Here is a 24479-nt window from a genome sequence, read left to right as displayed (position 1 = left end):
TAGCGAATGGACGCGTCCCTGCACGAAAGTGCGGACGCTGTGCTTGCTGCTCGAGCATGTTCGAAGATCGAAAGTCGACGGTCGAACAACATCCCGGACGAAGCACAAGAGGACTCGCCGGGGGACGAGAAATCTTGTTCCCTACGCAGGCGCTAACCTGATCAGGTTCAACGGGATCCGAAATTATTCGATCTCAGCCTCATAGCAAGGCACCCCGACAAGAACCCGGCCAGTCTAGACACAACCACGAGAGAACGCCATCACCAGGACAAAAGGCGTGATGAATGGCGCATATACAGGATTGTTGCGGCGCGCAGGCGCAACTACACTCGCTACGCCGCGCCTCTTGTGCGCAATCATCTGAGAAGTAGGGAACGCCTCATGCTGCGCAAACTCTCACTGGCCCTTGCCGTGTCTTGTGCGTCCAATGGAATGGCCTGGGCTGCCGAAGCACCCTTGACCACCAGGACCGATCTGGTGAGCGTGTATCAGGAAGCGGTGGACAACAACGCCGACCTGGCCGCGGCTCGCGCCCAGTACGGCGCCCAGAAGGAAGTGGTGCCCCAGGCTCGCGCCGGGTTGTTGCCGAATCTGTCCGGTGGTGCGGAAGTCGCCAATGTACGCACCGATATCGACCAGCCTGCCGCGGTTGCCAACCGCAGCGCCCGCTCCTACCAGGCCACACTGTCCCAGCCCTTGTTTCGTGCCGATCGCTGGTTCCAGTTCCAGGCCGCCAAGTCGGTGAACGAGCAGGCCTCGCTGCAACTGTCGGCTACCGAGCAGAACATGATCCTGCAAAGCGCCGAGAGTTACTTCAACGTGCTGCGCAGCCAGGACAACCTGGCCTCGACCAAGGCCGAGGAAGCCGCGTTCAAGCGCCAGCTCGACCAGTCCAACGAACGTTTTGACGTCGGCCTGTCGGACAAGACCGATGTGCTGCAATCCCAGGCCAGCTACGACACCGCACGTGCCAACCGGATCCTCGCCCAGCGCCAGGTCGAGGACGCGTTCGAAGCGCTGATCACCCTGACCAACCGCCAGTACAACTCGCTCCAGGGCATCGTGCATACCCTGCCGATCCTGCCACCGACGCCGAACGACGCCAAGGCCTGGGTCGACACCGCCGCCAAGCAGAACCTCAACCTGCTGGCCAGCAACTACGCCGTCGATGCCGCCGAAGACACGTTACGCCAACGCAAGGCCGGTCACGCACCGACCCTGGACGCCGTGGCGAAATACGAAAAAGGCGACAACGACGCCTTGGGTTTCAGCAACCCGAACGCCTTTGGCCGCGCCTACAGCGGCGACGTCGATCAGCGCACGCTGGCCCTGCAACTGAACATTCCGATTTTCAGCGGCGGGCTGACCAGCTCCCAGGTGCGCGAGTCCTACTCGCAACTCACCCAGACCGAGCAGCAACGCGAAGCCCTGCGCCGGCAGGTGGTGGAAAATACCCGTAACCTGCACCGTGCAGTGAACACCGACGTGGAGCAGGTCCAGGCCCGGCGCCAGTCGATCATCTCCAACCAGAGCGCGGTGGAAGCCACGGAAATCGGCTACCAGGTGGGCACCCGCAACATCGTCGATGTGCTCGACGCCCAGCGTCAGTTGTACACCTCGGTGCGCAACTACAACAACGCCCGCTACGACTACATCCTCGACAACCTGCGCCTCAAGCAGGCGGCTGGGACGTTGAGCCCGGCGGACCTGCAAGACCTGTCGCGCTACCTCAAGCCCGACTACAACCCGGACCGCGACTTCCTGCCACCGGACCTGGCCCAGGCAGCGGCGCAGCAGTTGCGCTCGCGGCCGGCGCAATAGTCCAGAGATATCACTTGCGACAGTAAACTTTTGTGGCGAGGGGATTTATCCCCGCTGGGCTGCGAAGCAGCCCCAAAACCTGCTAGCACGATGTGTCAGGCAGTTTGAATGGGGGCGCTTCGCACCCCAGCGGGGATAAATCCCCTCGCCACAGATACCCTGTCACCACAGATCTATCCTCTTGCCACAGAGCGATCATCACCGTCCAGCGAGCAACCGCCCCAACCCATCCAGCAACCGCTGCAACGCGCCCTGGTTGCTGCGCATCACCTTCAACCCCGCCTCGGCCATGCGCTGGGCATCGCGGGGCAGTTCGAACAGGCGCTGCACCGCCAGGGCCAGGCTTTCGGCATCTTCCACTTCCGCCAGCGCACCGGCGGCGCGTAGCTGCGCGGCGATTTCGAGGAAGTTGAACACGTGCGGCCCGCTGAGCACCGGTTTCGCCAGCGCCGCCGGCTCAAGCAGGTTGTGTCCACCGTTGGGCACCAGGCTGCCACCGACGAACGCGCTGTCGGCCAACGCATAGAGAAACAGCAGTTCACCCATGGTGTCACCGAGCAACACCGAAACCTGCGCAGTCACGGGCTGCCCGCTGGAGCGCCGCACCGTGGCCAACCCTTCGCTTACACACAGTTGGTGCACTGCGTCGAAGCGCTCGGGATGACGCGGCACCAGGATCAGCAACGCATCGGGATAACTGTCGAGCAACCGGCGGTGGGCAGCCAGTACCACTTCGTCTTCACCTTCATGGGTGCTGGCGGCGATCCACACCGGGCGCTCGGTTGCCTGCCACTGGCGGCGCAAGGCGCTGGCGTCTTCGAGCAGTTGCGGGGCGACGGTCAGGTCGAACTTGATGGAGCCGGTGACTTCGACGGTTTCCGCCCGCGCGCCCAACTGGCGAAAACGCTCGGCTTCGGCTTCGGTCTGCACAGCGAACAGGCTCATCTCCGCGAGCATGGGCCGGGTGAGCTTGGGAAAACGCCCATAGCCCTGCGCCGAACGCTCCGAGAGCCGTGCGTTGGCCAGGGCCACGGGAATGCCGCGCCTGGCGCATTGGTGAATGTGGTTGGGCCACAGTTCGGTTTCCATGATCACCGCCAGGGACGGCCGGACCCGGTCGAGAAAACGCTTGGCGGCGCAAGGCAAGTCGTAAGGCAAATAGCAATGCTGGATGCGCGGCTCGTTGGCGAATAACGCCCGGATCCGCTCCGAACCGGTGGGCGTCATGCAGGTGACGGTGATCGGTAGCTGTGGATAACGTTGCAGCAAGGCGCGGATCATTGGCGCGGCGGCGATGCTCTCGCCCACCGACACCGCGTGGACCCAGATGCCCCCCGGCAGCACGACCGGCAGCCCCCAGGAGAACCGCTCGCCAATGCGCCGGGCGTAAGCCGGCGCCTTGCGGGCCCGCAACCACAGCCGAATCGCTACCAATGGCAGCCCCAGGTAAAACAACGCGCTATAGAGAGTTCTGTTCATGGCGGCGGAGTTTATCGGTTTTTCAGCCAATCGCCTGCAACTGCACGGCAAAACGTTCCGCCAGCCAACGCGCGGCCGGGCCCAGGGGTTCATCACGGCGCCAGACCAGTTCCACCACCAGCGCCGGCGGGGTCCATTCGCTGCTGAGCTCGACCATGTCGCCCAGGTAGGCCGGGTATTGCACCACATGCCGAGGCAACCAGGCCCAGCCCAGGCCACTCCTCAGCCATTCGGCCAACACATAGAAACTGTCGGCTCGCCAGACCTGCGGGCTGGCCTGTTCACTGCCGGGATAGACGCTGGACTGGGTGGCCATCAACAACTGGCGGTGCCGAGCCATTTCCCGACAGGTCACATAATCATGGTTCGCCAGTGGGTGGCCCCTGCCGCACACCGTCACCATCTCGACGCTGCCCAGCACCCGGCGCTCCAGCGCCTCGGGGATCTGGTCGTGATAGAACAGCAAGCCGAGGTCGGCGCGCCGCTCCACCAGTTTGCGCGCCACGTCGCCCTGGGCGGCGCTGGCCAATTGCACTTCGAGGGTAGGAAATTGCTCGGCCAGGGCCGCCAGGCTATCAATGACCGGTTGATAGGGCATGGCTTCGTCCTGGGCCAGGCGCAGCGACGCTTCCTGCCCGCGCATCAGGGCCAGCGCCCGGCCATTGAGACGCTCGCACTGGCGCAGTACCTCCCTGGCCTCTTCGAGCAAGGCTTCGCCAGCGTCGGTGAGCCTGGGCTGACGGCCGCTGCTGCGCTCGAACAGGTTCACGCCCAAATCCGTCTCCAGCAACGCAATCGCACTGCTGATGGCCGATTGGGCTTTGCGCTGATCCCGGGCCACGGCGGAAAACGAACGCTTCTCGGCGACCCCGACGAACAGCCGCAATTGTTCCAGGTTCCACTGAACGTTCATGGCTCAACCTATCTTGATTACAGATAGGTAATGACTTTACCGCATCTGACCTATCTCTAGAATGGCCCCATCGAAAGACGCAACCGTCGAAGAGGAACCGCCTATGAACGCCTACTACTACCTGGCCATCGCCATCTGCGCCGAAGTGATCGCCACCGTTTCGATGAAAGCGATCAAGGGCCTGAGCACACCCCTGCCTTTGCTGCTGGTCATCGTCGGCTACGCCACCGCGTTCGGGATGCTGACGCTGGTGGTGCGCACCGTACCGGTGGGTGTGGCCTATGCGGTCTGGGCCGGGCTGGGGATCGTCATGGTCAGTGTCGCGGCGTTGTTCATCTATGGGCAGAAACTGGACGTGCCAGCGATGCTGGGGATGGCGCTGATTGTGTTGGGGGTGGTGGTGATCCAGCTGTTCTCCAAGACCGCCGGGCACTGAAAACACACTGATCATTAATTGGAATACCTTGTGGCGAGGGGATTTATCCCCGCTGGGGTGCGAAGCGCCCCCTTTTTCAAGGCAACTGGCATACCGTGCTGTCAGGTTCTGGGGCTGCTGCGCAGCCCAGCGGGGATAAATCCCCTCGCCACAGTTGGACTGACCGTGAACAGGGGGATCAGACGCATCTCATCGAGTCTGTATACTGCGCCCTCGTCTTGAACACTGAGGTCGCTGCATGCCATCCGTTATTTCCACCGACATTCTGATTGTCGGCGCAGGCGTCGCCGGCCTCTGGCTGAATGCACGCCTGCGTCGCCTGGGGTTTTCAACCGTGCTGGTGGAAAGCGCCAGCCTCGGCGGCGGGCAGAGTGTCAAATCCCAGGGCATCATCCATGGCGGCGCCAAGTACGCCTTGCATGGCGCACTGACCGGTGCCTCGGAAGCCATCGCCGACATGCCGCGTCGCTGGCGCGAAGCCCTGAAAGGTGAAGGTGAGCTGGACCTGTCCGGCGTGCGCATGCTGTCCGACGCCCATTACCTCTGGTCCCCCGGCACCCTGGCCGGCAACCTCACCAGTTTCTTTGCCAGCAAGGCCGTGCGCGGGCGGGTCGACCAGGTCAAGGGCGACCAGTTGCCGCCGGCCCTGCAAGACAAACGCTTCAAGGGCAAGGTCTATCGCCTGGCCGAGCTGGTGGTGGACGTGCCGAGCGTGATCGCACGCCTGGCGGAACTGGCCGGCGACAGCTTGCTGGCCGGGCAACACATCGAACCGCTGCGCGAAGGTGGCGAGCTGATCGGACTCAACGTCGATGGCCGCGAGATCCGCGCGCAACGCATTGTCCTCAGCGCCGGGGCCGGCACCGCCGACCTGCTCGACGCCTTGGGCCTGGACCAGCCAGCCATGCAGCGCCGACCGTTGCACATGGTCCTGGTCAAGGGGCCCAGCCTCAAGCCGCTCTACGCCCATTGCCTGGGCGGCGGACCGAAGCCGCGCGTCACCGTGACCACTCATCCGGCGGCCGATGGCCAATGGGTCTGGTACGTGGGTGGCGATCTGGCCGAAGGCGATGGCGTGGCCCGCGAGCCTGCCGCGCAGATCGCCGCCGCCCAGAAAGAACTCGGCCAGTTGTTGCCTTGGATTGACCTGAGCACTGCGCAATGGGCCACGCTGCGGGTGGACCGCGCCGAACCGTTGCAGTCGGGCCTGACCCGCCCGGACAACGCCTTCCTCGCCGAGCAGGATCGCCTGCTGGTGGGCTGGCCGACCAAACTGGCCCTGGCCCCGGACTTCGCCGATCGGGTGGTCGATGCCCTGCAGCGCGATGGCATCCAGCCAAGCCACCCGGCCCCACTGCCGGACCTGCCGAAGCCGCCGATGGGCGTCCCTGCCTGGGAGCAACTGCTGCCATGAGCCAACCGACCCTGCATGACCTCTATCGCCCCCTGGGCCATGACGGCCCGCGGGTCTCCCCCCTGGGCCTGGGAACCGTCAAGCTTGGTCGCGACCAAGGCGTCAAATACCCCAACGGCTTTCAGATCCCCGATGACGACGAAGCACGCAGGTTGCTCAAACTGGCGCGCGACCTGGGCATCAACCTGATCGACACCGCGCCGGCCTATGGCCGCAGCGAAGAACGCCTCGGCCCGCTGCTGCGCGGCCAACGCCAGGATTGGGTGATCGTCAGCAAGGTCGGCGAAGAATTCAGCGACGGCCAGTCACGCCATGACTTCAGCGCCGCCCATACCCGGTTCTCGGTGGAGCGCAGCCTCAAGCGCCTGGAAACCGATTATATCGACCTGGTGCTCGTGCACTCCGACGGCAACGACCTGGCGATCCTCAACGACAGCGAGGTCTACCCGACCCTGGCGGCGCTCAAGCGCGAGGGCAAGATCGGCGGCTTCGGCTTTTCCGGCAAGACCGTCGACGGTGGCTTGAAAGCCTTGGAGCAAGGCGATTGTGCGATGGTCACCTACAATCTGAACGAACGAAACGAAAAGGCTGTCATTGACTACGCCAGCGAACACGGCAAAGCGATCCTAGTGAAGAAGGCCCTGGCCAGCGGCCACGTTTGCCTGAGCCCCGGGGTAGACCCGGTTCGCGCCAGCTTCGAACTGTTGTTTGAGCATCCTGGGGTCGCCAGTGCTATTGTCGGCACTATCAATCCGCTGCACCTCGCCCACAACGTCGCGACCGTAGCCAAGGTCCTGCGTAAAAACTGACGCCGCCCTACGCGGCCTTAAGGAAGGAGCCGACATGCCGCGTACGCTCATCAGAAAGAATCCCAGCAACTTCAAGACCCTGCCCCTTTTCGTCGAAGCGACACCCGAAGGCCTGACTTACCAGAGCGTCGGCATGCCGCTGAATTTCGCCCAGACCTTGCAGCGCCGCCGCCCGGTAGCCGTGGCCGATACCGAGCGCTTTTCCCTGGAGTTGGCAAACCTGGGCGTTTCTGTGCGCCTGACCCTGCATTGGCAGAACCGCGACTATTGGGTACTGGTGCGCCAGCGCCGGCAGGATCGCGGCGATGTGGTGCTCAAGCTGATTTCCGGCTACGTCCCGGCCCACGAGTTGAACCTGCCACTGCTTACCGCCATCAGCGAAATTGCCGAAGAATGCCTGCTGGAAACCCCGGAAGGTTGGCTTGGCGGACGTTTCAACGACACCTGGCTGCCGGCCCCCTACGCCACGGCCCTGCATTACCGCGAAGCCTTGCCGTTCCGGCTGACCCCCCTCTCGGGCTCGGCCCGCCCGGTGCGCAGCGCCAACCTGCAACTGATCGAGCGACCACGGGCCTACGTACACCTGCCGACGGCATCGCTGCAACTGATCTATGACTTGCGTCTGGATGTGCCCAAGGAAGCCAAGTCCCTGAGCCTGTTTCACGTCGATGAGCGCCTGGAAGGTGACCAGTTGGTGGCGCGCCTGGACCGCAAGCGACCTGACCTGTACCTGATGCCACTTGAAGATGGTAAGCCGATCGGAGAACTCTACACGCTCAAACGTGATCAGTTGGTCGCGGCCAGTACCCGAGGCCTGCATCTGGCTGAAAGCTTCGCTAGCCAAGAGGGCTGGGTGGTGCGCGACGAACGCATCCGCTGGAAGGATTGGCTCGTGAAGCAAGGTTTGGTCGTGCACACGCCTCGTCGCCAAGGCCTGACCAGCTTGCACAAGAAAGCCATGGGCCTGATGCGCATGGTCCGCGGGACGCTACACAAATAGCGTCAACTGGAACGCCGTTTATCCAGATAGGTTCGCCACCGTGCAAACAGATGGAAATAACGATTTTCACGCTTGCCCATGCCACGTTTGGGCGAGAACGATTCTTCGGCGAAGGCGCCATCGATTCGTACCCGTGACGCCGTGGTCGGCAGGGTGCACACCTTTACCCCGGCTTGTTGCAACGCGTATTTGAGCAACCGCTCGGAATGCAACTGGCGGCCCGTCGCCTCGCAAAAATCGAAAATACGCTCGATACGCTTGCCATAGGCTCGGTAGGCATCACGTCCACAAATAGCGAAACGGTCGTTCAAGCCTCCCCACCATTGCCAGTCCGGAATGTAGGCATTCAATCTGCGTGCATCAGCGTGAGCGAACACATACGCCGGAAGCGCGCTGTGGTAGAAATTGTCAGGACGCACAAACACGACGAAATCCGGATCAAACGGTTCCATCATCGCCGTCACGGCATTCAGGGAATTGAGCTGGTAGATCAGGTTTCTGAGCGAGGCATGCCCATCTCCCCAGGTATCGCCCAAGGACTTGACCCGCTCGAAGTCCCAACGCTCCAGGACGCCTTCGGTAGAGTCGAGGCGACCGGTCATGGTGGTGAACGGTGCGTAGTTGTCCGCTTTTAGTTCACCTTGCTCCCCGGAGCGCGGGTTGCGGATTTCATCGATTTTGTACAGGTGATAAAAGCACTGGACTTCGCTCCCGACAGGGATGTGTGCCAGGACGTTTTCTCGAATAGAGGGAAAGCAGATTTCCGAGTTTCTCGGAATACCAAAAAAAGCCAGCGCAACTTTCAACACGCGTCCTGCCCTTGTCGTAAAAAAGAAGTGCCCGGCGGCATCGCATCAGGCGGTTCACTTGCCAATGCGATTCAAGGGCGACGAAACCACCTTTGCCACCAACGGCAGCGTCGTAATGGCACAACACTCACATCAGCCTGGAGCAGCCATTGCCGCTCATAATCCCAAGCGTGTCCGCTCCAGAATTTTCCGGCCTCGTTGGAAAAACCCAACGTCATGATCTGGTATTGATAACCTGCATGGCCGCGCAACCAATCAAACAGCACCAGAGCATTGAACCCCGTCGAAGGACCGACATAGCGCTTGCCTCCCTCCCTGTTGACTGGGTAGTTCCACAAAGGTGGCAATGGAATGCGCTCCCAATACAAGGCCACGCCAGGCAGTGGCGACATGCTCCCGGTGCATCCCACCAACATTGTGAAGCAGCGTGCGTCGGGCAAACCGAACAATCGCTGCACCTCGGCGTTATAGGGCAGGCCGAAAAAATAGGCGTCGGGGGCATTGAAGCCATGGACGAACACATTGACGCTGTGCGGACTGAGCAGTGCCGACTTTACGCAGGTGTTGAAGGTCACGACCACATCGTCGCTGCCGATATCGAGTGCCTGGAAGTCGGCCACGGTGATCGCTGGGTTATTCGCCACCAGCACCACCCGCGATGCCCTTTCCAAGCAATCCTTCAACGCTTGGGGCAAGGCCCCCATCAGCGATTGATGGCCCCCAGGCAACGTGTCGAGCGCCATTTCATCACTGATTTGCGGTACACGATCCGCCATGTCGCCTACCCCGGCACCGTCATGCCATAGCGCAGCTTGACCCATACCCGAACAAACGCCGAAGGGGGCTGCCAGGGACGCATTTCACGCTGGATTTCCTCGGCCAGGGCTCGCCCGACGCGCGCAAACGAATAGCGGCTCTCGGCGAAGGCTTGGCCATTGCGGGCGATCCGCGCGGCCAGTTCCTGGTCACGCTGCAACAGCTCGATCTTCTGCACGGCCTCCTCCTCGGAACGATAGAAGACGGTGTTTTCCATGTCCTCAAAACCCAGCAATCGATCTTCCTCGCCCTGGCTCCAGGCCAATAACACGCAACCGCAGGCCATGGCCTCGAAGTTCTTGATCATGAACTCCCCCATTCCCAGGTCGGCGCTGACAAAAATCTTGATGCGATTGAGTGTTTCCAGATATTCGCGTCCCGACTCGGTGCGCGTCACAAGCATGCCGGTGCGTTGTACCAGGGATTCAAGCAGCGCCTTGCGTTGAGCATATTCAGTGCTCTTGAGACTGCCGAGAAAACCAATGGGAATATCGCGGACACTGTCAGTATTGCGCAGCATCTGTTCGTCATAACCTTTGGAAACGAACACCGCATCAATGTTCTCGGCTTGCATCCGGCGAGCCACGACAGCCCCTGACACCAAGGCGCGACAACTGGACAAGCGGCGATACAGTCGCGAGTAGATGCCCATGTATTTGCTTTCGCGCATGTAGTTCTGGTAAGCGTCGTGCTCAAGAAAGACCAGGCCCGGGATACATTTCAATACGCTCAATTGCGGGGCCAGGCGCTTGACCCGCGAAAAAATCACCACCCGATCGAAATCTTCGTAATGGACCGAAGCCAGGAACCGGCCAAGCTTCATTTGCTGCTGCTTACTCAAGCGATAGATAGTGCAGTCGTCACAGTTCTCTCGCACGACTTCATACAGCCGATCGAGGATCACCCTCTGTTCATCCATAACCAGGAGCATGACTTTCATAAGTTAGTTAACCACGAAACGAAACAAGCAGAGCCCATGAGCGAATTCAACCCACGAAGGCAGGCGTTTGCCATATAAGGTCTTTCCCGGAATGTAAGAGAATTCCTTCAACGGTTGCGAATTTTCTCGACAATAGCCGTTGTCGAACTGTTTTCCACAAGCCCCAATACCTTCACGGTGCCGCCGTAGGCCGTGACAATGTCCGCGCCCACAACCTGATCGATCCCGTAGTCACCGCCCTTGACCAGCACATCCGGCTTGACCTCGCGCAGCAGGTTTTCCGGCGTGCCCTCGCTGAAGCTGATCACCCAGTCCACCGCGCCCAGGCCGGCCAGGACCGCCATGCGCCGGTCAACGCTGTTGATCGGCCGCCCCGGCCCTTTGAGGCGACTGACGGAGGCATCGTCATTGACCGCGACGATCAGACGATCACCTTGGGCCCTGGCCTGTTCGAGGTAGGTCACGTGGCCGGCGTGCAGGATGTCAAAGCAACCGTTGGTGAAGACGATTCTTTCGTTGTGGGCACGGGCATCGTCAACGGCCAGCAGCAGTTGCTCCAGGCCCAGCACACCGCGCTCGGAGCCCTCCTCGCGCTGGATGGCACGTCGCAGTTCCGGGGCGCTGATCGCCGCCGTACCCAGTTTGCCAACAACGATGCCGGCCGCCAGATTCGCCAGGGCTACCGCATGGGGCAGTTCTTCACCAGCGGCGATGGCGGCGGCCAGGGTGGAGATCACGGTGTCGCCGGCCCCTGTCACGTCGAACACTTCACGGGCACGGGCCGGCAGGTGCAACGCAGGGTGATCGGGGCGCAGCAGGGTCATGCCATGCTCGCCACGGGTCACCAGCAAGGCACCGAGGTCGAGGTCCTGCATCAACTGCGCGCCCTTGCTCACCAACTCATGCTCATCAAAGCAACCGCCGACGATGGTTTCGAACTCACTGAGGTTCGGCGTGATCAGGCTGGCGCCCCGGTAGATGGAAAAATCCTTGCCCTTGGGATCGGCCAGGACCGGGATACCACGGGCACGGGCGGTCTGGATCAGCGCCTGGTGGTTTTTCAACGCGCCTTTGCCGTAGTCCGACAACACCAGGACCTTGACGCCTTCGAGCAGGTTGTCGACCTCGGCACCGAGGGCCAGGGGGTCGGTGGCGAACGGCTCTTCGAAATCAATGCGCAACAGTTGCTGGTGACGGCTCATGACCCGCAGCTTGACGATGGTCGGCTGGTGCGCAACACGCTGGAATATCGCACGTACGCCCGCGCCCTTGAGGCTGTTGGTCAAGCTGTCGGCGGCCTCGTCGTCGCCGGTCACGCCCACCAGTGAGGCCGGTGCGCCGAGGGCGGCGATGTTCAAGGCAACGTTGGCGGCACCACCGGGGCGATCCTCGATGTGCTCGACCTTGACCACCGGTACCGGCGCCTCAGGGGAAATCCGTGAGGTACCGCCATGCCAGTAGCGGTCGAGCATGACATCGCCGACCACCAATACAGGGGCTTGATCGAATCGCGGCATGGACAACTTCATGGAGCATCCCACATACAAAATGAACAGGGCGGGGATATTAGCACAGGGTTGGCGCAAGGCTCTTCTATGGCTGTGACGGGATGCGTTAGTCGTGCAACAGCGCCCACAGCCGGTCGCAGGCCTGGCCCAGCTCCAGCTTGTCGGTGTCGATTTCGCAAGCGGGTGTCAGCGGCACTTCGTATGGACTGTCGAGCCCGGTGAAATTCTTGAGCCTACCCGCGCGCGCCTCCCGATACAGTCCTTTTGGATCTCGTTTGGCACACACGTCAAAAGGCGTGCTCACATAGACTTCAAGAAAAGTGTCCGGGGCGAACAATTGCCGTGCCGCCTCACGGTCAGCCCGAAACGGGGAAATGGCCGCGACAATGACGATCAGTCCAGCATCGACCATCAATCGCGCCACCTCACCGATTCGTCGGATGTTTTCCTTGCGCGCCTCGGGACTCATGCCCAAATCACTGCATAACCCCTGGCGCAGGTTGTCCCCGTCAAGGAGGCAGGTGTGGAAGCCTAGCTCGTGCAAGCGTACTTCCAACGCATTGGCCAATGTTGACTTTCCCGCGCCAGACAAACCGGTCAGCCAAATACATCGCGGTCGCTGGGATTTGATCGCCGCCCGTGCCTGCGGGGAGACTGTCAAGGAAGGCCCGGTAGCCCGCCGTGGTGTCGATATCTTTGTCGTCCTGTCCATAACCGAGCCTCTCGCGGCAACCGAAATCCTGGGGTTTACCGGCCTCCGCGCTGCATGGCGCATATACCGACCTATTGCCCAGAGCAAAGCATAGGCTGAACACCGCATGTCGACGGCTCGCTAATCATCCTTTGTCGACACATCCAGTGGGCGCGTCCAGAAAAGCTCATGTCGACGAACCGCCTTGCGGAAAAACTCATCCTCCCCGGTACGAGGCCAGCGACGCCCGGCCAACAACCGCTGGATCATTCGCCGCAGTTGTCTTTTGAAGGGTGGACGACCCTGCAAATCGTGCTGCATGCCTAATGCCATCGCCTTGTCCATGCGGGTTGGTGCATCCAGCAGCGGACTCCATAGGCCATCGGCCGGCAACGGCTCGATGGCTGGAGGCAAGGCGATACCATAGCCTGCCGGGCCCATTGGCCAACGGTCGTTATCGTGCAGGTGGTTGGCATACAGCAGCAGGGTACGTGGGCGCCAGGTACTGAGTTCAATTGCCCCCATCAAGGCGCGAGTACCGGCAACATGGTCGCTGTGAGGATCCAGTTCGGGATGAGGTGTCACTACTGCGTCCGGTCGGTGATGCTCAAGCAGTCCTACCAGATCGGCCACCAGGTTGCGCCAACTGGGCTGGCCGTCAACGTCACCGGGCAGACTCAGGGCGTTGAACCGGCGCACGTCCCGAGTATCACTATCGCCCGACTCCAGAGAGCCGAAGCTTCGCTCCGGTTGCTGCGCCATTGCCCCTAACTGAAGGCAGTAGTAGCCCAATTGCACACACTGCTGCTGCCCCACTCCACCCCACAGCGGTACCGCCAGGCTGTCCCAGCTACGCAGACGGCCCTTCAAACGAGCGGCTTGAGCCATGTCCAAGCCCATATCGCGATAGTTATCGGCTTCGATTTCACCCTGGGTGAGCGTGACAATAGCCACATCGCTCGCCCGACTATAGAGACCAAAAGCCGCGAGTTCGGCATCATCGGCATGAGGGGCAATGATAAGCAAACGTTGCTGACTAAAGTCCGGGTTGCTCAGGACGTGAAGGGTCGCCTGTGGCGCCAGGCTGCAAAAACGGCCGTGCACTCTCAGGGCGCCGCTTGCCAGTAGCGAATCCTGTCCGGACAGATTGAGGAAACGTTTCCCCGCGACACCGCGCTCCAGATCCTGGCGATCGTCACCGATCCATACTTGAGGATCGAAAAAACGCCCCAACCAATGGCTTTTGACCCGCACCTGCAGAATCAGAGTCTGCCCCGCACTGAACGCGCCCGCCACCTGCAAGAGACCATCGTTCAAAATGGCAGAAAACTGCAGTGTGCCTTCAGGGAAGTCATAACGATAGTCGTCGTCCGGAGCATAGAACAGATGATCGCAAAACCAGGCCTCGTGGGCGACCCAGCCCAGCAGCAGGAAAAGCGGCGACGCCCACCACGACACAAAAAAACCCAGTGCCGACGCCACCAGCAACATGCCAATCAGTATCAGGCGTTTGCGTTGACGATGGCGTTTGAGCAATTGCTGTTTGCGTCCGCTCATGACTGTTTACCCTCGCTCAAACCTGAAAGACCGGAACCCGGTGACACCAGCGATCCTTGTATTCGCGATCGGCACGGCCGAACGAATAACGCAGCGGCTTGCCCAGGGCGCGAGCCTGCTCCCAAGCGGTTTGGGTATTGACGAAACTGAGCACGCTGCCAGGACTGAACTCGCGACTCTGCGGGTCGACGCCGCCGTTGATATATTCAAGGCTGGTCCACTTGGGTGCCTCGACCCGGTACAGGATCTGAATTGCCACCGGCTCGTCTTTCAGGTAAATCAAGGACCCGGTCATGAACTCACGCATCAGGCCGAACACGTCAGCCAGATGTTTTTTCCCCGGGGCTTCGAAGTTCCAGCGGCGCTGGAACAGGTCTGCATAGATGGCCGCCTGTTCGCTGGCGCTCAGCTCCAGCACAGGCCGGATGCTACCGCCTGCATCCTCCAGCAAACGCTGCTCGCGACGCTGGTTGTAACGAAACTTCTTACTGTATTCTTCGGGTTCACGGGCTAGCGCCAAACCTTCAGGCTGCTCAACAAGGCCGGTCATGTTCCGGGCATTGAGCTCGGACACATAGCGCATGCGATGTCGTACACGAATCCGAGCGTCTTCGGCAACCGGCAGGATGACCTCGGCATTGCCAAGATCGAGCATGCCACGCTTGCCTTCACGCTTGAGCACATCCTTGGATAAGGCCACATGACGTCCCCAGGTAGGGATCGCAGCACACAATTGCCCGTCAACGAACCACCCCAGGTAACGCACCGGAATACCTACAAGCCCGGCCAGGCGCTCGACCACATCAGGGTGAGTTGCCACACTGCCGCCAAACTGTTGCCAGGCCTGGGCGTAAGCCACAGTATCAATGGGGGTCCAACCGCTTTCTCGCCAAGACCGCCAGTAACTCAAAATCAAACGAAGGACTCCTTCGCTGCCTCTTCGGGACCTTCAACGAAATCTTTCTCGTGCAACCGGGCATAGAAGCCATTGAGTGCCAGCAACTCGGCATGAGTACCGCGCTCTACGATGCGTCCCTTGTCCATCAACAGGATCAAGTCGGCCTTCTCGATAGTCGACAAGCGGTGAGCAATCACTAGCGTGGTGCGCCCTTTTATCACTTGATCCAAAGCTGCCTGGATGTGGCGCTCGGACTCGGTATCAAGGGCCGAGGTTGCCTCATCCAGGATCAACAATGGTGCGTTCTTGAGCAGCGCACGGGCTATCGCCAGACGCTGACGCTGCCCTCCGGAAAGCAGGACGCCATTTTCGCCCACCAGCGTGTCGTACCCCTGAGGCATCTGTTCGATGAACTCGGCGGCGTAGGCATCTTCGGCCGCCTTGCGCACAGATTCGAACGGCGCATCGGCAAGGTCACCATAAGCGATGTTATTAGTGACGCTGTCGTTGAACAGAGTGACCTGCTGGGTCACGAGGGCGATGTGGCGCCGCAGGTTGGTAAGTTTGTATTGCTCGACGTCCACACCATCGAGCAGGATCTGGCCTCGGTCATGGTGATAGAAACGCGGGATCAGGTTGGCCAAGGTCGACTTTCCGCTGCCCGAACGCCCCACCAGAGCAATCATCTGACCTTCTTCGGCCGTAAAGGAAATGTCATCGAGCACGATCTTCTCGGTACCCGGATACTGAAAGCTCAGGTTACGCACTTCCAGACGCCCGTTGACACGGGCCATCTCCTTGGTCCCCGTATCGACTTCCGGTTCCTCGTCGAGCTGCTCGAAAATGCTATCCGCTGCGGCCAAGCCTTTCTGGATCGTGGCGCTGACTTCCGACAATTGACGAATGGGCTTGGGCAACAAACCGGCAGCCGTGATGTAGGCAACCAGCTCGCCAGCAGAAGCATCGCCGCGAAGATAAAGCACCAGGTACATCAGCACGGCCATGCCGATGTAGATCACCAGTTGCAACATTGGCGTATAGATCGACTGGGTACGAGTCATGCCCAGGCTGCGATTCATATTGTCGGCGCTGGCCTTGTGGAACCTCGCAATTTCGTAACTTTCACCGCCAAAGCTGCGAACCACACGGTAGCCCTGGATCGTCTCCGAGGCCACGTGGGTCACATCGCCCATCGCCACCTGGATTTTCTTGCTCTGTTTACGAAATTTCTTGCTCGCGCTACTCACCAGAATGGCAATAACCGGCAGAATCGCCAGCAATACCAGCGTCATCTTCCAGTTGCTGTACAGCAAATAACCGAACAGGAACACCACCGTCAGGCCCTCACGGATCACCACCTTGATCGCATCGGTGGCGGCACCGGTGACCATGGTCACGTTATAGGTAATACGGGAGATCAGATGGCCGGAGTTATGGTTGTCAAAGTAACGGTTGGGCAGGGTCAGAAGGTTGTCGAATAGGGCGCAACGCAGGTCGTGGACAACACCACGGGCAACCTTGGCCAGGTAGTAATTACCCAGGAATGAGCCTATGCCTTGGTAGACGGCAATAAGCACGATCAGCAGCGGCACGCCGAGCACCAGCGAAACGCCCATGAACTGAGTGTCGTTGGGCTTCTGCAAAGCGTCGAGAAAATGCTTGAGCATATCTGCCAGCATTGGCTGGCTGGATGCGAACAGCACGAAACCGATAATACTGATGGCGAAAGCACCCCAATACGGGAGCACGTATTTCAGCAACCGCAAGTAAATCGTCATGCTCGACTGCTGGTCGATATTGGCCATTCGGTGCGCCTCGGACGTTTGAAAAAGAGACAAGGTCTAGATTGTAACAGCGAACGAATTACAACACCGGCGCAGTCAGGACTGAACGACTGGACAGCACAGCGATAGCAATTCGCCTTCGCGTCAAAAGCATCAAGAAATAGAAGTGCTCTAGATGGAGCTTTTGGTTTCAGCGCCCTCTCGAGCAGCCAACACAATACTCAAGGCGATCGGCAACCACATGACCAACCAGTCGGCGTTCGGCTTGAGCCAGAGACCGATGCCATCGGTCATCAACGACGTCCCGGAAAAAACCCAGAGTGCCAGCAAAACTTGACCCAGCGGCTGAGCTCGCGAAATCCAGCCGCGCCAGCCAGCCGCCAGCCACAGCCAGCCGAACAGCAGCAGACCAGGCACCCCGAGACGCACTCCGGCGTCCAGAAAGAGGTTATGGGGATGTTTGAAGGACCTTCCTATTTCAGGGACCGGTATCAGGTACTCTTTGAATCCCAGCCCCGTCACCCAGTGGTCCAGAATCAACTGAATACCACCTCGCCATAGCTCGGGACGGTAAGAGACACCACGCTGCAATAGAATCTCGGGTTTGAACAGAGCAATGCACGCCACTCCCAACGCCCCCAGAAGGATTAGGCCGCCTCCCAGGCGTGACGGTCGCGCTACGGCCATAACGAGAAAACAGACGGCCAAGCCGATCCAAACACCACGCGTTTGGCTGAAGCCCAGAAACAGCGCATATCCGATCGCCGGGATTAGCAGCAACGCCATCACAACAGGAGGAAAGCGCCTGGTTCGCAGTGTGAACGCGCCCATGATTGCCAAGGCGCCCACCGCGTGCGCCGCCATGATCGCGGTGTCCCATAAGCCGATGGCGATCACCCGGGAGTGCAAAGATTGCGCGGATAGACCATAAAAATATGCCCAAGAAGCGGCCGCAAAAACACCACCGATAATCGATGCGTACAACAACATGGACTCTAGCCGCCATTTGCGGTTCTGTGCCGCCAGCAACACGCCTGCCAGGGTCAAGGCTACATAGAATGTCACCTTGACTTTGCCGAAGACGTTATCGCCCCCTTCGACCGCCAATACCAGGAACGTCCAGGCAACGAACAAGAGGAAAAAAATGCACTCCGGCTGTTTGAGTAACTGGCGAAAATCCCGATGAAACAGCGCCAGCAAGGCGGGCAGCCAGAGCAGCACAATCAACATCTGGTGATAGAGTTTGTTGCTCGGCAGTACCCACGGGCCACATAACAAAATGAGGAGCCCGATGGATGCCCACACCGCCAGGACATCCTTGCTAATAAACCTTTTTATTTCTGACATCACTTAACTTTTCCCCAGCATTCGATCGGCAACTCGTTGTAACTGAGCTCTATCTGCGTTCTTCCAGCCCCCCTTAATGCAATAGTGCTCGCCAAGGTAGTGCAGGAAGTTACGTCTTAATTGCTCGTCAAGCGGCCATCGCGGGAACACACGCGCCAATTCCACCGCCTGTTCAGCGGTGTCGGCATGCATCACCAGCCCCTCTATGTTGAAAAACGCTTGGCCTAAGGTAAGCACGGGCCTGCCCAGGAGCAGGCTTTCCAGGCCAACCGTCGAATTGATCGTCATCACAAAAAGACTGGACTCGATCAATTGCTGGGTAGAGTTACCGTTGGCGAACAGCACACGATCACCAGTACGCTCATGCAGTTCTGGATACGTCTCTCGACTGGACGGATGCTCCTTGAACACCACTGTCAGCCCCGTCTCTTTAGCCAGTCGTTCGCCCAAGGCAAACATCTCGCGCATGTTGCTGATCCAGGGAGAAAACAGCCGAACCTGGCTATCTCGGTCATCCTGAAACGGAACAAAGACGAACTGCTGCGGCAGCGCAATGGGTGCCGGGCCAGTGGTACGAGGCGGACGAGGGATCAGCACTGGTGCGGCCTGGTTTTCAGGCACGAGGTAAGGATAGTTGAGGTAAAAATCGGCCTCACGCGGAACCGCATTCAGGTAATTCACGCCTTTGGGGTCCACCGTCGTGGTATCGGGCAACAGGCCATTCTCGAAAAAGAACGTCTTGCAACTCGACGGGGCCAGCGCCGTCAGCAATCGGCAATAGCGATGGGAACCATTCCAGAATACCAATGCATCAGGACGCTCACGATTGAGCAAAGCCTGAGCCCGCAATGCCATCCCAAAGAGTTCAAGACGTAACAGCAGGCGGTAAAGCCGGCCATTGCTCTTGTTCTTGACGCGACGCTCCTCGCATTTCTCTTCGATCAGGCTCGCCCAGTCGATGCGAGAAAGGATCCTGGATATCTGCAGTGAGCCGAACCAGGGCATCTGTGAAGGGGTAACTACTTTGCCTTGTAGTTCTGTTTCGTTGAGCAACCGATTGAAATAAAGGCCTTGATGAGCGGCCAAGGAAATGAACAGCATTGTCGTCATGGAGTGTCCAGAAGATAGGCAGCATCTACACGCCTGCCGACGCATGGCGAATAGCAACATGGATCAGAACCAACACTCTGTGACAGAGTCCAGGCGACCCCATGGACAGCGCCGGGATCCTTTGAAATGTGGCGCGACTATACCACAGCTGTTTTTGCAGCATGCACACTGCGGTAACATAGCCGGCGGCCCATCCATCGGGCCAGTTTTTGGAGCACTGATGCAAACGCTCGACCATGCACTTTATCTCAGCCTGCGCGAAGGTGCCGAGGTTCTCGAAGCCGATGGTAAAGGGGATAAAGTCCTGCGCCTGACGGATGGCTCGATACTCAAGCTGTTTCGTCGCAAACGCCTGCTGACCTCCGCGCTCTGGGCTCCTTACGCCAAGCGCTTCGCCGACAACTGCCGAACGCTGCGCGAACGCGGCATCGAGTGCCCGGAAATTCTCCAGGTTTATCGCATCCCCAGCATCAAGTGCGATGCCGTCCATTACACGCCACTGCCTGGCTACACCCTGCGCCAACTGCTAAACGTGGATACTAATGAGGATCTTCAGGCACGATTGGGAGAGTTCGTTGCACGGTTGCATCAGAACGGCATCTACTTTCGCTCCGCGCACCTGGGCAACGTCGTATTGACGCCGCAAAACACGTTGGGACTGATCGACATTGCCGATCTGCGCACCTACCGCAAGCCGCTTCGCAAAGGCCTGCGCCTGCGCAATTTCAAGCATATGTTGCGCTATCGGCAGGAGCGCGATTGGCTACTCAAGGACAACCAGTTCCTGGAGCACTACCTGACCCACCAACGCCTGTGCAATGAACTGGAAGTGAGGCTGGCGCTCAACGCTTGAGCCATCTACCCCCCGAGGTCAACCGACTGCAGGCAGCCTGAAGGTCTCGAAGTCCCGCACAGGCTCTACGTCGTGCAACAGGTTATCGACTAGTTGAACGGTTTTCGCCAATCCCTGAGAACCGTGCACCAAGTGATAATCGGCGAAATGACGGGCTCGGGCCACATGCCCCTGGTAGTCGCACTCAAGCGCCTGCAACTGACGGGACAATTCAGGCTCATCACGAACTTGAGGCCCAAAAAAAAGCGAATGGGAAAAAATGTCCTGATCACTGCCCGCGTTCACATGGATCACCGGCCGGCCCGCCAACCCTGCCTCGATACCGGCATTGGACATGATATTGATCACAACGCTGGCCTGGGCCAGCGCCTGGGCCAGCGAGCACGTGATATCCAGCAGTTCTACGTTGGCCAACCGCTCAGCAGCAGCGCTCCAGAATTGCGCCTTGCTACGCGGGTGACGCTTGAACAGTACGCGATAGTGCGGATTGCGCTCGGCCCAATCACACAATAGCTGATAGGTGTTCTGGTAGCCCGAGTCTTTCTCCCGATCAGGACCAACCCCCAAAACCAACACCGTTCGGAGCGCCGGGTCAGCGACAGGCAGATCATAGGTTTCATCGACCAGGTAGGAACCGACCAGCACGACTGTCGACTCACCAAACCGCAATGTTCGCTCTTGCAAGGCAACAAGCGAACTGCGCCCAAAGACGCCGTAGAAATCAAAGTCGTTCATCGCCAGACGCCGAGAAGACTCCAGCGTCGCGGCGTGGGCCAGATGTAGCAGTCGAGCGCCACGCGCAGCCAATGCCAGGCGCAGAAATGGCGCATGGAGACTACCGTTGCGCTCGTTGATCAACACCTTGGGCTGATAGGTCATCACTAACCACTGGGCATGGGCCGCGTATACCAGATATCGCAGCGGTACAGACTGCGCAGGTGCCATAAGCATTCGCTGCGCGCAAGCATCCGACGGCGAGCGTAAAGCGTCTTCCTTCAGATGGTGTCCGCGCTTGCGCAGGGCCTCGATCAAAATATTCTTGCGCTGCAATGCCATGGACTTGGGGGCCGAATGCAGCAACAGCACCTCACAGTGCATGGGGTCGACCGAACCACTCAAGCACGCTTTGGCGCGTATCCCGACAGCAACATCGACGAGCACATCACGAACCAGTCGCAGCAGGCTGCCAAAGCGACCATGACGCTCGCGTAGCAACTTCCAACGATAACGATCCAGCTCCCGTGCCTTTTGCGCCCAGCGCCCATCGACCTGGAGCACTCCTTCGCCGGACGACGGCGCACTCATTTGAACAACAACCGAATGGCCTTGCGGGTATAGGGCCAACGCGTGAGAGAACGAATATCAGTGCACACAGCTTGAACATAAAAAGCCCTGGCCTTGACATAGTCGCCAGCGGTGTAGCAATCACGGAACAACGACAGGCAGCGCTGAGCCAGGAAAGCTTGGCGCAAGTCCTGCATTTCAGGCAACCGCGCAGGAGAAAATACTTCGTCAACCATCCCCACGCCCGCCGCCAGGCTTTGCTTGAGGTCGTGACGCATACTGTCGTCGTGCTTATGGATCAGCGCCAGCGGCTGATCGAGAACGCTGCACGGGAAACGCGCCAATACCTGGGCAAACACTGGGATATCCTCGACGTTGCGCAAGTGCTCGGGGTAATTGCCCGGCGCAAACACATCGCGATGCATCACGCAGGCGCCGTTGGACAACATCACTTTCTTGTCCAGCAAGTAACCACGCACACGCTCACGCGGCGTGGCGGGCAAGGGCTTTACGCAATGCCGGACCCGACGCCCATCGGAAAATACCGACCAGTGCCCACCAATGATAAACCGGCTCTCCGGATGACTGGCGATATGTTGGGCCACGGCAGCCAGCGCGCCTGGAGCCATCTCATCATCGGCATCCAGGAAGATCATGTATGGCCCTCGTGCCTCCACGATCCCGCGATTACGAACCGAAGATAGACCACCATTGGGTTTACGCAGAACTCGAAAGCAATTCGCATGTTCAGCCTGGAGCTGTTCCAGTACTTGTGGCGTCGTGTCAGTTGAGCCGTCATCGATCACCAGCAGTTCAGCTGGGGCATCTCCCAACTGTGCCACAACAGAGTCCACCGCACGCGGCAATGTCTTGGCATAGTTATAAGCAGGGATGACAACGCTGATCAACGTCTCAGTCATAAGCGTCCACGCCGTCTTTGACCACCAGGATGTCTTCCATGATCAGGTACTGCAGGTCGGAACCGAAGAACATGTTCAGCGCGTCGGTCGGCGAGCAGATCATCGGTTCGCCACGACGGTTGAGCGAAGTGTTCAGCGACACGCCATTGCCGGTCAGGACTTCCAGGGCCTTCATCATGTCGTAGTAGCGCGGGTTGTACTCGCGCTTGAGCACCTGGGCCCGGGACGTGCCATCTTCATGGACGACTTCCGGCACGCGGGCTTTCCATTCTTCGGCCACTTCGAAGGTGAACGTCATGAACGGCGCCGGGTGGTCGACCTTGATCATCTGCGGCGCGACGGTGTCGAGCATCGACGGGCAGAAAGGCCTCCAGCGCTCGCGGAACTTGATCTGTTCGTTGATGCGATCGGCCACGCCGCTGGCACTTGGGCAACCGATGATCGAACGACCGCCCAAGGCCCGCGGACCAAACTCCATGCGCCCCTGGAACCAGGCCACAGGGTTGCCGTCGACCATGATCCTGGCGATGCGCTCGGGGGTGTTGTCGATCTTGCGCCACGCAGGCTTGCTCGGATGACGGGCGCATGCAGCGATCACATCTTCGTTGCTGTAGGCCGGGCCGAGGTAGACGTGTTCCATCTTCTCTACGGGTACGCCACGGGCGTGGGACACATAAGCCGCAGCACCCACGGCAGTACCGGCGTCGCCGGAAGCCGGTTGCACGAACAGTTCCTTGACGTCGTCACGGGCGATGATTTTCTGGTTCAACTTGACGTTCAACGCACAGCCACCCGCGAAGGCCAGCTTGCCGGTTTCCTTGAGCACGTCGCCCAGGTAGTGGTCGATCATCTGGAGCGCGAGCTTCTCGAACAGCGCCTGCATGCTCGCCGCGTAGTGAATGTACGGCTCGTCGGCGATGTCGCCTTCACGTTTCGGGCCGAGCCATTCGATCAGCTTCGGCGAGAAGTAGAAGCCCTTGCCCTTCTCTTTATAGCGACGCAGGCCGATCACGTTGGCGTAGTCGGTGTTGATCACCAGCTCGCCGTTTTCAAAAGAAGCCAGGCGCGAGAAATCGTACTTGCTGGCATCGCCATAGGGCGCCATGCCCATGACCTTGAACTCACCGTCGAGCATTTCAAAGCCCAGGAACTCGGTGATCGCGCCGTAGAGGCCGCCCAGGGAGTCCGGGTCGAAGAATTCCTTGATCTTGTGGATCTTGCCGTTTTCGCCATAGCCAAAGAAGGTCGTGGCGTATTCGCCCTTGCCGTCGATGCCCAGGATCGCGGTTTTCTCCTGGAAGCCCGAGCAGTGATAGGCGCTGGAGGCGTGGGCCAGGTGATGCTCGACCGGCTCGATCTTGATTTTTTTCGGATCGAAGCCCAGTTGCTCCAGGCACCAGACGATCTTGCGGCGATAGCGCTTGTAGCGACGGTTGCCCATCAGGATCGCGTCGAGGGCCCGGTCCGGGGCGTACCAGTAGCGCTTGGCATAATGCCAGCGCGCCTCGCCAAACAGGCTGATCGGGGCAAACGGGATCGCCACTACATCGACGTCGGAAGGCTTGATGCCGGCCTGCTCCAGGCAGAACTTCGCCGACTCGTAGGGCATGCGGTTCTTTGCATGTTTATCGCGTACGAAGCGCTCTTCCTCGGCCGCTGCGATCAGCTTGCCGTCAATGTACAACGCAGCGGAAGGATCATGGCTAAGGGCGCCGGACAGGCCAAGAATCGTCAATGCCACAGGGGTCTAGCCTCTTATGTCTGCATACGGGCGACAAGCGCCGCGAAAAATTGATGTGCCGCGCGCCCAGGGCACGGGGCAGCTAAAGGGCGGGATTATAGCTTAAATGCGGCCTTAAGCCTCTAGCGACAAGCGGCAAGCTTGGGCCTACTTCTTAGAGGGACCACGGCAAGCCGGCTCCTGGGACTTGTGGCGAGGGGATTTATCCCCGCTGGGTTGCGCAGCGACCCCAAAACCAGTTGAGCGCAATCAGCCTGACACACCCAGGTGGCCGATTTGGGGACTGCTTCGCAGCCCAGCGGGGATAAATCCCCTCGCCACAAAAGCTGTATCCGACTGCCGAAATACA

General features: G+C 59.7%; 21 protein-coding genes and 1 riboswitch. Of the genes, 6 read left to right on the top strand and 15 right to left on the bottom strand.

Annotation, left to right across the window (positions count from 1 at the left end; genetic code table 11):
* Positions 1 to 121: 121 nt before the first annotated feature.
* Positions 122 to 227, bottom strand: a riboswitch (TPP riboswitch).
* Positions 228 to 381: 154 nt separating this feature from the next.
* Positions 382 to 1821, top strand: a complete 1440-nt coding sequence (locus BT116_RS03495) for a TolC family outer membrane protein (protein ID WP_072340085.1) — start codon at positions 382 to 384, stop codon at positions 1819 to 1821.
* A gap of 198 nt (positions 1822 to 2019) precedes the next feature.
* Here BT116_RS03495 and waaA read toward each other — a convergent pair whose 3' ends face one another.
* Together waaA and BT116_RS03485 are read right to left on the bottom strand one after the other, a co-directional pair.
* Complete coding sequence (gene waaA, locus BT116_RS03490) at positions 2020 to 3300, bottom strand: lipid IV(A) 3-deoxy-D-manno-octulosonic acid transferase (protein WP_072340083.1); 1281 nt, start codon at positions 3298 to 3300, stop codon at positions 2020 to 2022.
* 22 nt (positions 3301 to 3322) lie between these two features.
* On the bottom strand, positions 3323 to 4213 hold the full coding sequence (locus BT116_RS03485; protein ID WP_063323211.1) for a LysR family transcriptional regulator: 891 nt from the start codon (positions 4211 to 4213) through the stop codon (positions 3323 to 3325).
* 103 nt (positions 4214 to 4316) lie between these two features.
* Between BT116_RS03485 and BT116_RS03480 the strand changes: the two genes are divergently transcribed.
* The 4 genes from BT116_RS03480 (at position 4317) to BT116_RS03465 (ending at position 7872) form a co-directional block, all read left to right on the top strand.
* On the top strand, positions 4317 to 4649 hold the full coding sequence (locus BT116_RS03480; RefSeq protein WP_072340081.1) for a DMT family transporter: 333 nt from the start codon (positions 4317 to 4319) through the stop codon (positions 4647 to 4649).
* Between the two features lie 238 nt (positions 4650 to 4887).
* Entirely contained in the window at positions 4888 to 6063 is a 1176-nt protein-coding gene (locus BT116_RS03475; RefSeq protein WP_072340079.1) for an NAD(P)/FAD-dependent oxidoreductase, read from the top strand.
* Positions 6060 to 6872 carry an aldo/keto reductase gene (locus BT116_RS03470; RefSeq protein WP_072340077.1) on the top strand — a complete coding sequence of 271 codons (813 nt, stop codon included), beginning with the start codon at positions 6060 to 6062 and terminating at the stop codon, positions 6870 to 6872. The genes BT116_RS03475 and BT116_RS03470 overlap by 4 nt, the downstream gene beginning before the upstream one ends.
* Before the next feature lie 34 nt (positions 6873 to 6906).
* Positions 6907 to 7872, top strand: coding sequence for a metal ABC transporter ATPase (locus BT116_RS03465; RefSeq protein WP_072340075.1), 966 nt, complete (start codon positions 6907 to 6909; stop codon positions 7870 to 7872).
* A gap of 2 nt (positions 7873 to 7874) precedes the next feature.
* Here the strand turns inward: BT116_RS03465 and BT116_RS03460 are convergent, their stop codons facing one another.
* From BT116_RS03460 to BT116_RS03415, 10 genes are all read right to left on the bottom strand, one after another.
* On the bottom strand, positions 7875 to 8681 hold the full coding sequence (locus tag BT116_RS03460; protein WP_072340073.1) for a hypothetical protein: 807 nt from the start codon (positions 8679 to 8681) through the stop codon (positions 7875 to 7877).
* Positions 8682 to 8752: 71 nt separating this feature from the next.
* Positions 8753 to 9457, bottom strand: a complete 705-nt coding sequence (locus BT116_RS03455) for a hypothetical protein (RefSeq protein ID WP_072340071.1) — start codon at positions 9455 to 9457, stop codon at positions 8753 to 8755.
* A gap of 5 nt (positions 9458 to 9462) precedes the next feature.
* Positions 9463 to 10437, bottom strand: a complete 975-nt coding sequence (locus tag BT116_RS03450) for a glycosyltransferase family protein (protein ID WP_072340069.1) — start codon at positions 10435 to 10437, stop codon at positions 9463 to 9465.
* A gap of 107 nt (positions 10438 to 10544) precedes the next feature.
* Positions 10545 to 11966 (bottom strand): bifunctional D-glycero-beta-D-manno-heptose-7-phosphate kinase/D-glycero-beta-D-manno-heptose 1-phosphate adenylyltransferase HldE, encoded by a 1422-nt coding sequence (hldE, locus tag BT116_RS03445; protein WP_072340067.1) that lies wholly within the window; start codon positions 11964 to 11966, stop codon positions 10545 to 10547.
* 85 nt (positions 11967 to 12051) lie between these two features.
* Positions 12052 to 12657 (bottom strand): adenylyl-sulfate kinase, encoded by a 606-nt coding sequence (gene cysC, locus BT116_RS03440; RefSeq protein ID WP_072340065.1) that lies wholly within the window; start codon positions 12655 to 12657, stop codon positions 12052 to 12054.
* Between the two features lie 120 nt (positions 12658 to 12777).
* On the bottom strand, positions 12778 to 14193 hold the full coding sequence (locus BT116_RS03435; protein WP_072340063.1) for a PIG-L deacetylase family protein: 1416 nt from the start codon (positions 14191 to 14193) through the stop codon (positions 12778 to 12780).
* A 16-nt stretch (positions 14194 to 14209) separates the two neighbouring features.
* A complete protein-coding gene (locus tag BT116_RS03430; RefSeq protein WP_072340392.1) occupies positions 14210 to 15106 on the bottom strand; it encodes a GNAT family N-acetyltransferase in 897 nt (298 codons plus the stop codon).
* Positions 15106 to 16896 (bottom strand): lipid A export permease/ATP-binding protein MsbA, encoded by a 1791-nt coding sequence (gene msbA, locus BT116_RS03425; protein WP_072340061.1) that lies wholly within the window; start codon positions 16894 to 16896, stop codon positions 15106 to 15108. The genes BT116_RS03430 and msbA overlap by 1 nt, the downstream gene beginning before the upstream one ends.
* Before the next feature lie 150 nt (positions 16897 to 17046).
* Entirely contained in the window at positions 17047 to 18222 is a 1176-nt protein-coding gene (locus BT116_RS03420; RefSeq protein ID WP_083569102.1) for an O-antigen ligase family protein, read from the bottom strand.
* 3 nt (positions 18223 to 18225) lie between these two features.
* Complete coding sequence (locus tag BT116_RS03415) at positions 18226 to 19332, bottom strand: capsular polysaccharide export protein, LipB/KpsS family (RefSeq protein ID WP_072340058.1); 1107 nt, start codon at positions 19330 to 19332, stop codon at positions 18226 to 18228.
* Positions 19333 to 19552: 220 nt separating this feature from the next.
* Between BT116_RS03415 and BT116_RS03410 the strand changes: the two genes are divergently transcribed.
* Positions 19553 to 20185 (top strand): BUD32 family EKC/KEOPS complex subunit, encoded by a 633-nt coding sequence (locus BT116_RS03410; protein WP_063323220.1) that lies wholly within the window; start codon positions 19553 to 19555, stop codon positions 20183 to 20185.
* Positions 20186 to 20203: 18 nt separating this feature from the next.
* On the opposite strand, the gene BT116_RS03405 is transcribed toward BT116_RS03410, so the two are convergent.
* From BT116_RS03405 to BT116_RS03395, 3 genes are read right to left on the bottom strand one after another with little or no spacing between them, the layout of a single operon-like run.
* Positions 20204 to 21463 carry a glycosyltransferase family protein gene (locus BT116_RS03405; RefSeq protein ID WP_256572583.1) on the bottom strand — a complete coding sequence of 420 codons (1260 nt, stop codon included), beginning with the start codon at positions 21461 to 21463 and terminating at the stop codon, positions 20204 to 20206.
* A 23-nt stretch (positions 21464 to 21486) separates the two neighbouring features.
* Positions 21487 to 22389 (bottom strand): glycosyltransferase family 2 protein, encoded by a 903-nt coding sequence (locus BT116_RS03400; RefSeq protein ID WP_072340054.1) that lies wholly within the window; start codon positions 22387 to 22389, stop codon positions 21487 to 21489.
* Positions 22382 to 24130 carry a carbamoyltransferase family protein gene (locus BT116_RS03395; protein WP_053117811.1) on the bottom strand — a complete coding sequence of 583 codons (1749 nt, stop codon included), beginning with the start codon at positions 24128 to 24130 and terminating at the stop codon, positions 22382 to 22384. Before BT116_RS03395 ends, BT116_RS03400 begins: the two co-directional genes overlap by 8 nt.
* Positions 24131 to 24479 lie beyond the last annotated feature (349 nt).

Origin of the sequence: Pseudomonas sp. NFACC16-2 (assembly GCF_900119205.1) — a bacterium.
Taxonomy (GTDB): Bacteria; Pseudomonadota; Gammaproteobacteria; order Pseudomonadales; family Pseudomonadaceae; genus Aquipseudomonas; species Aquipseudomonas fluorescens_Q.
Note: the sequence above shows the minus strand (reverse complement) of the source record. Positions and strands in the feature narration are given on the sequence as shown.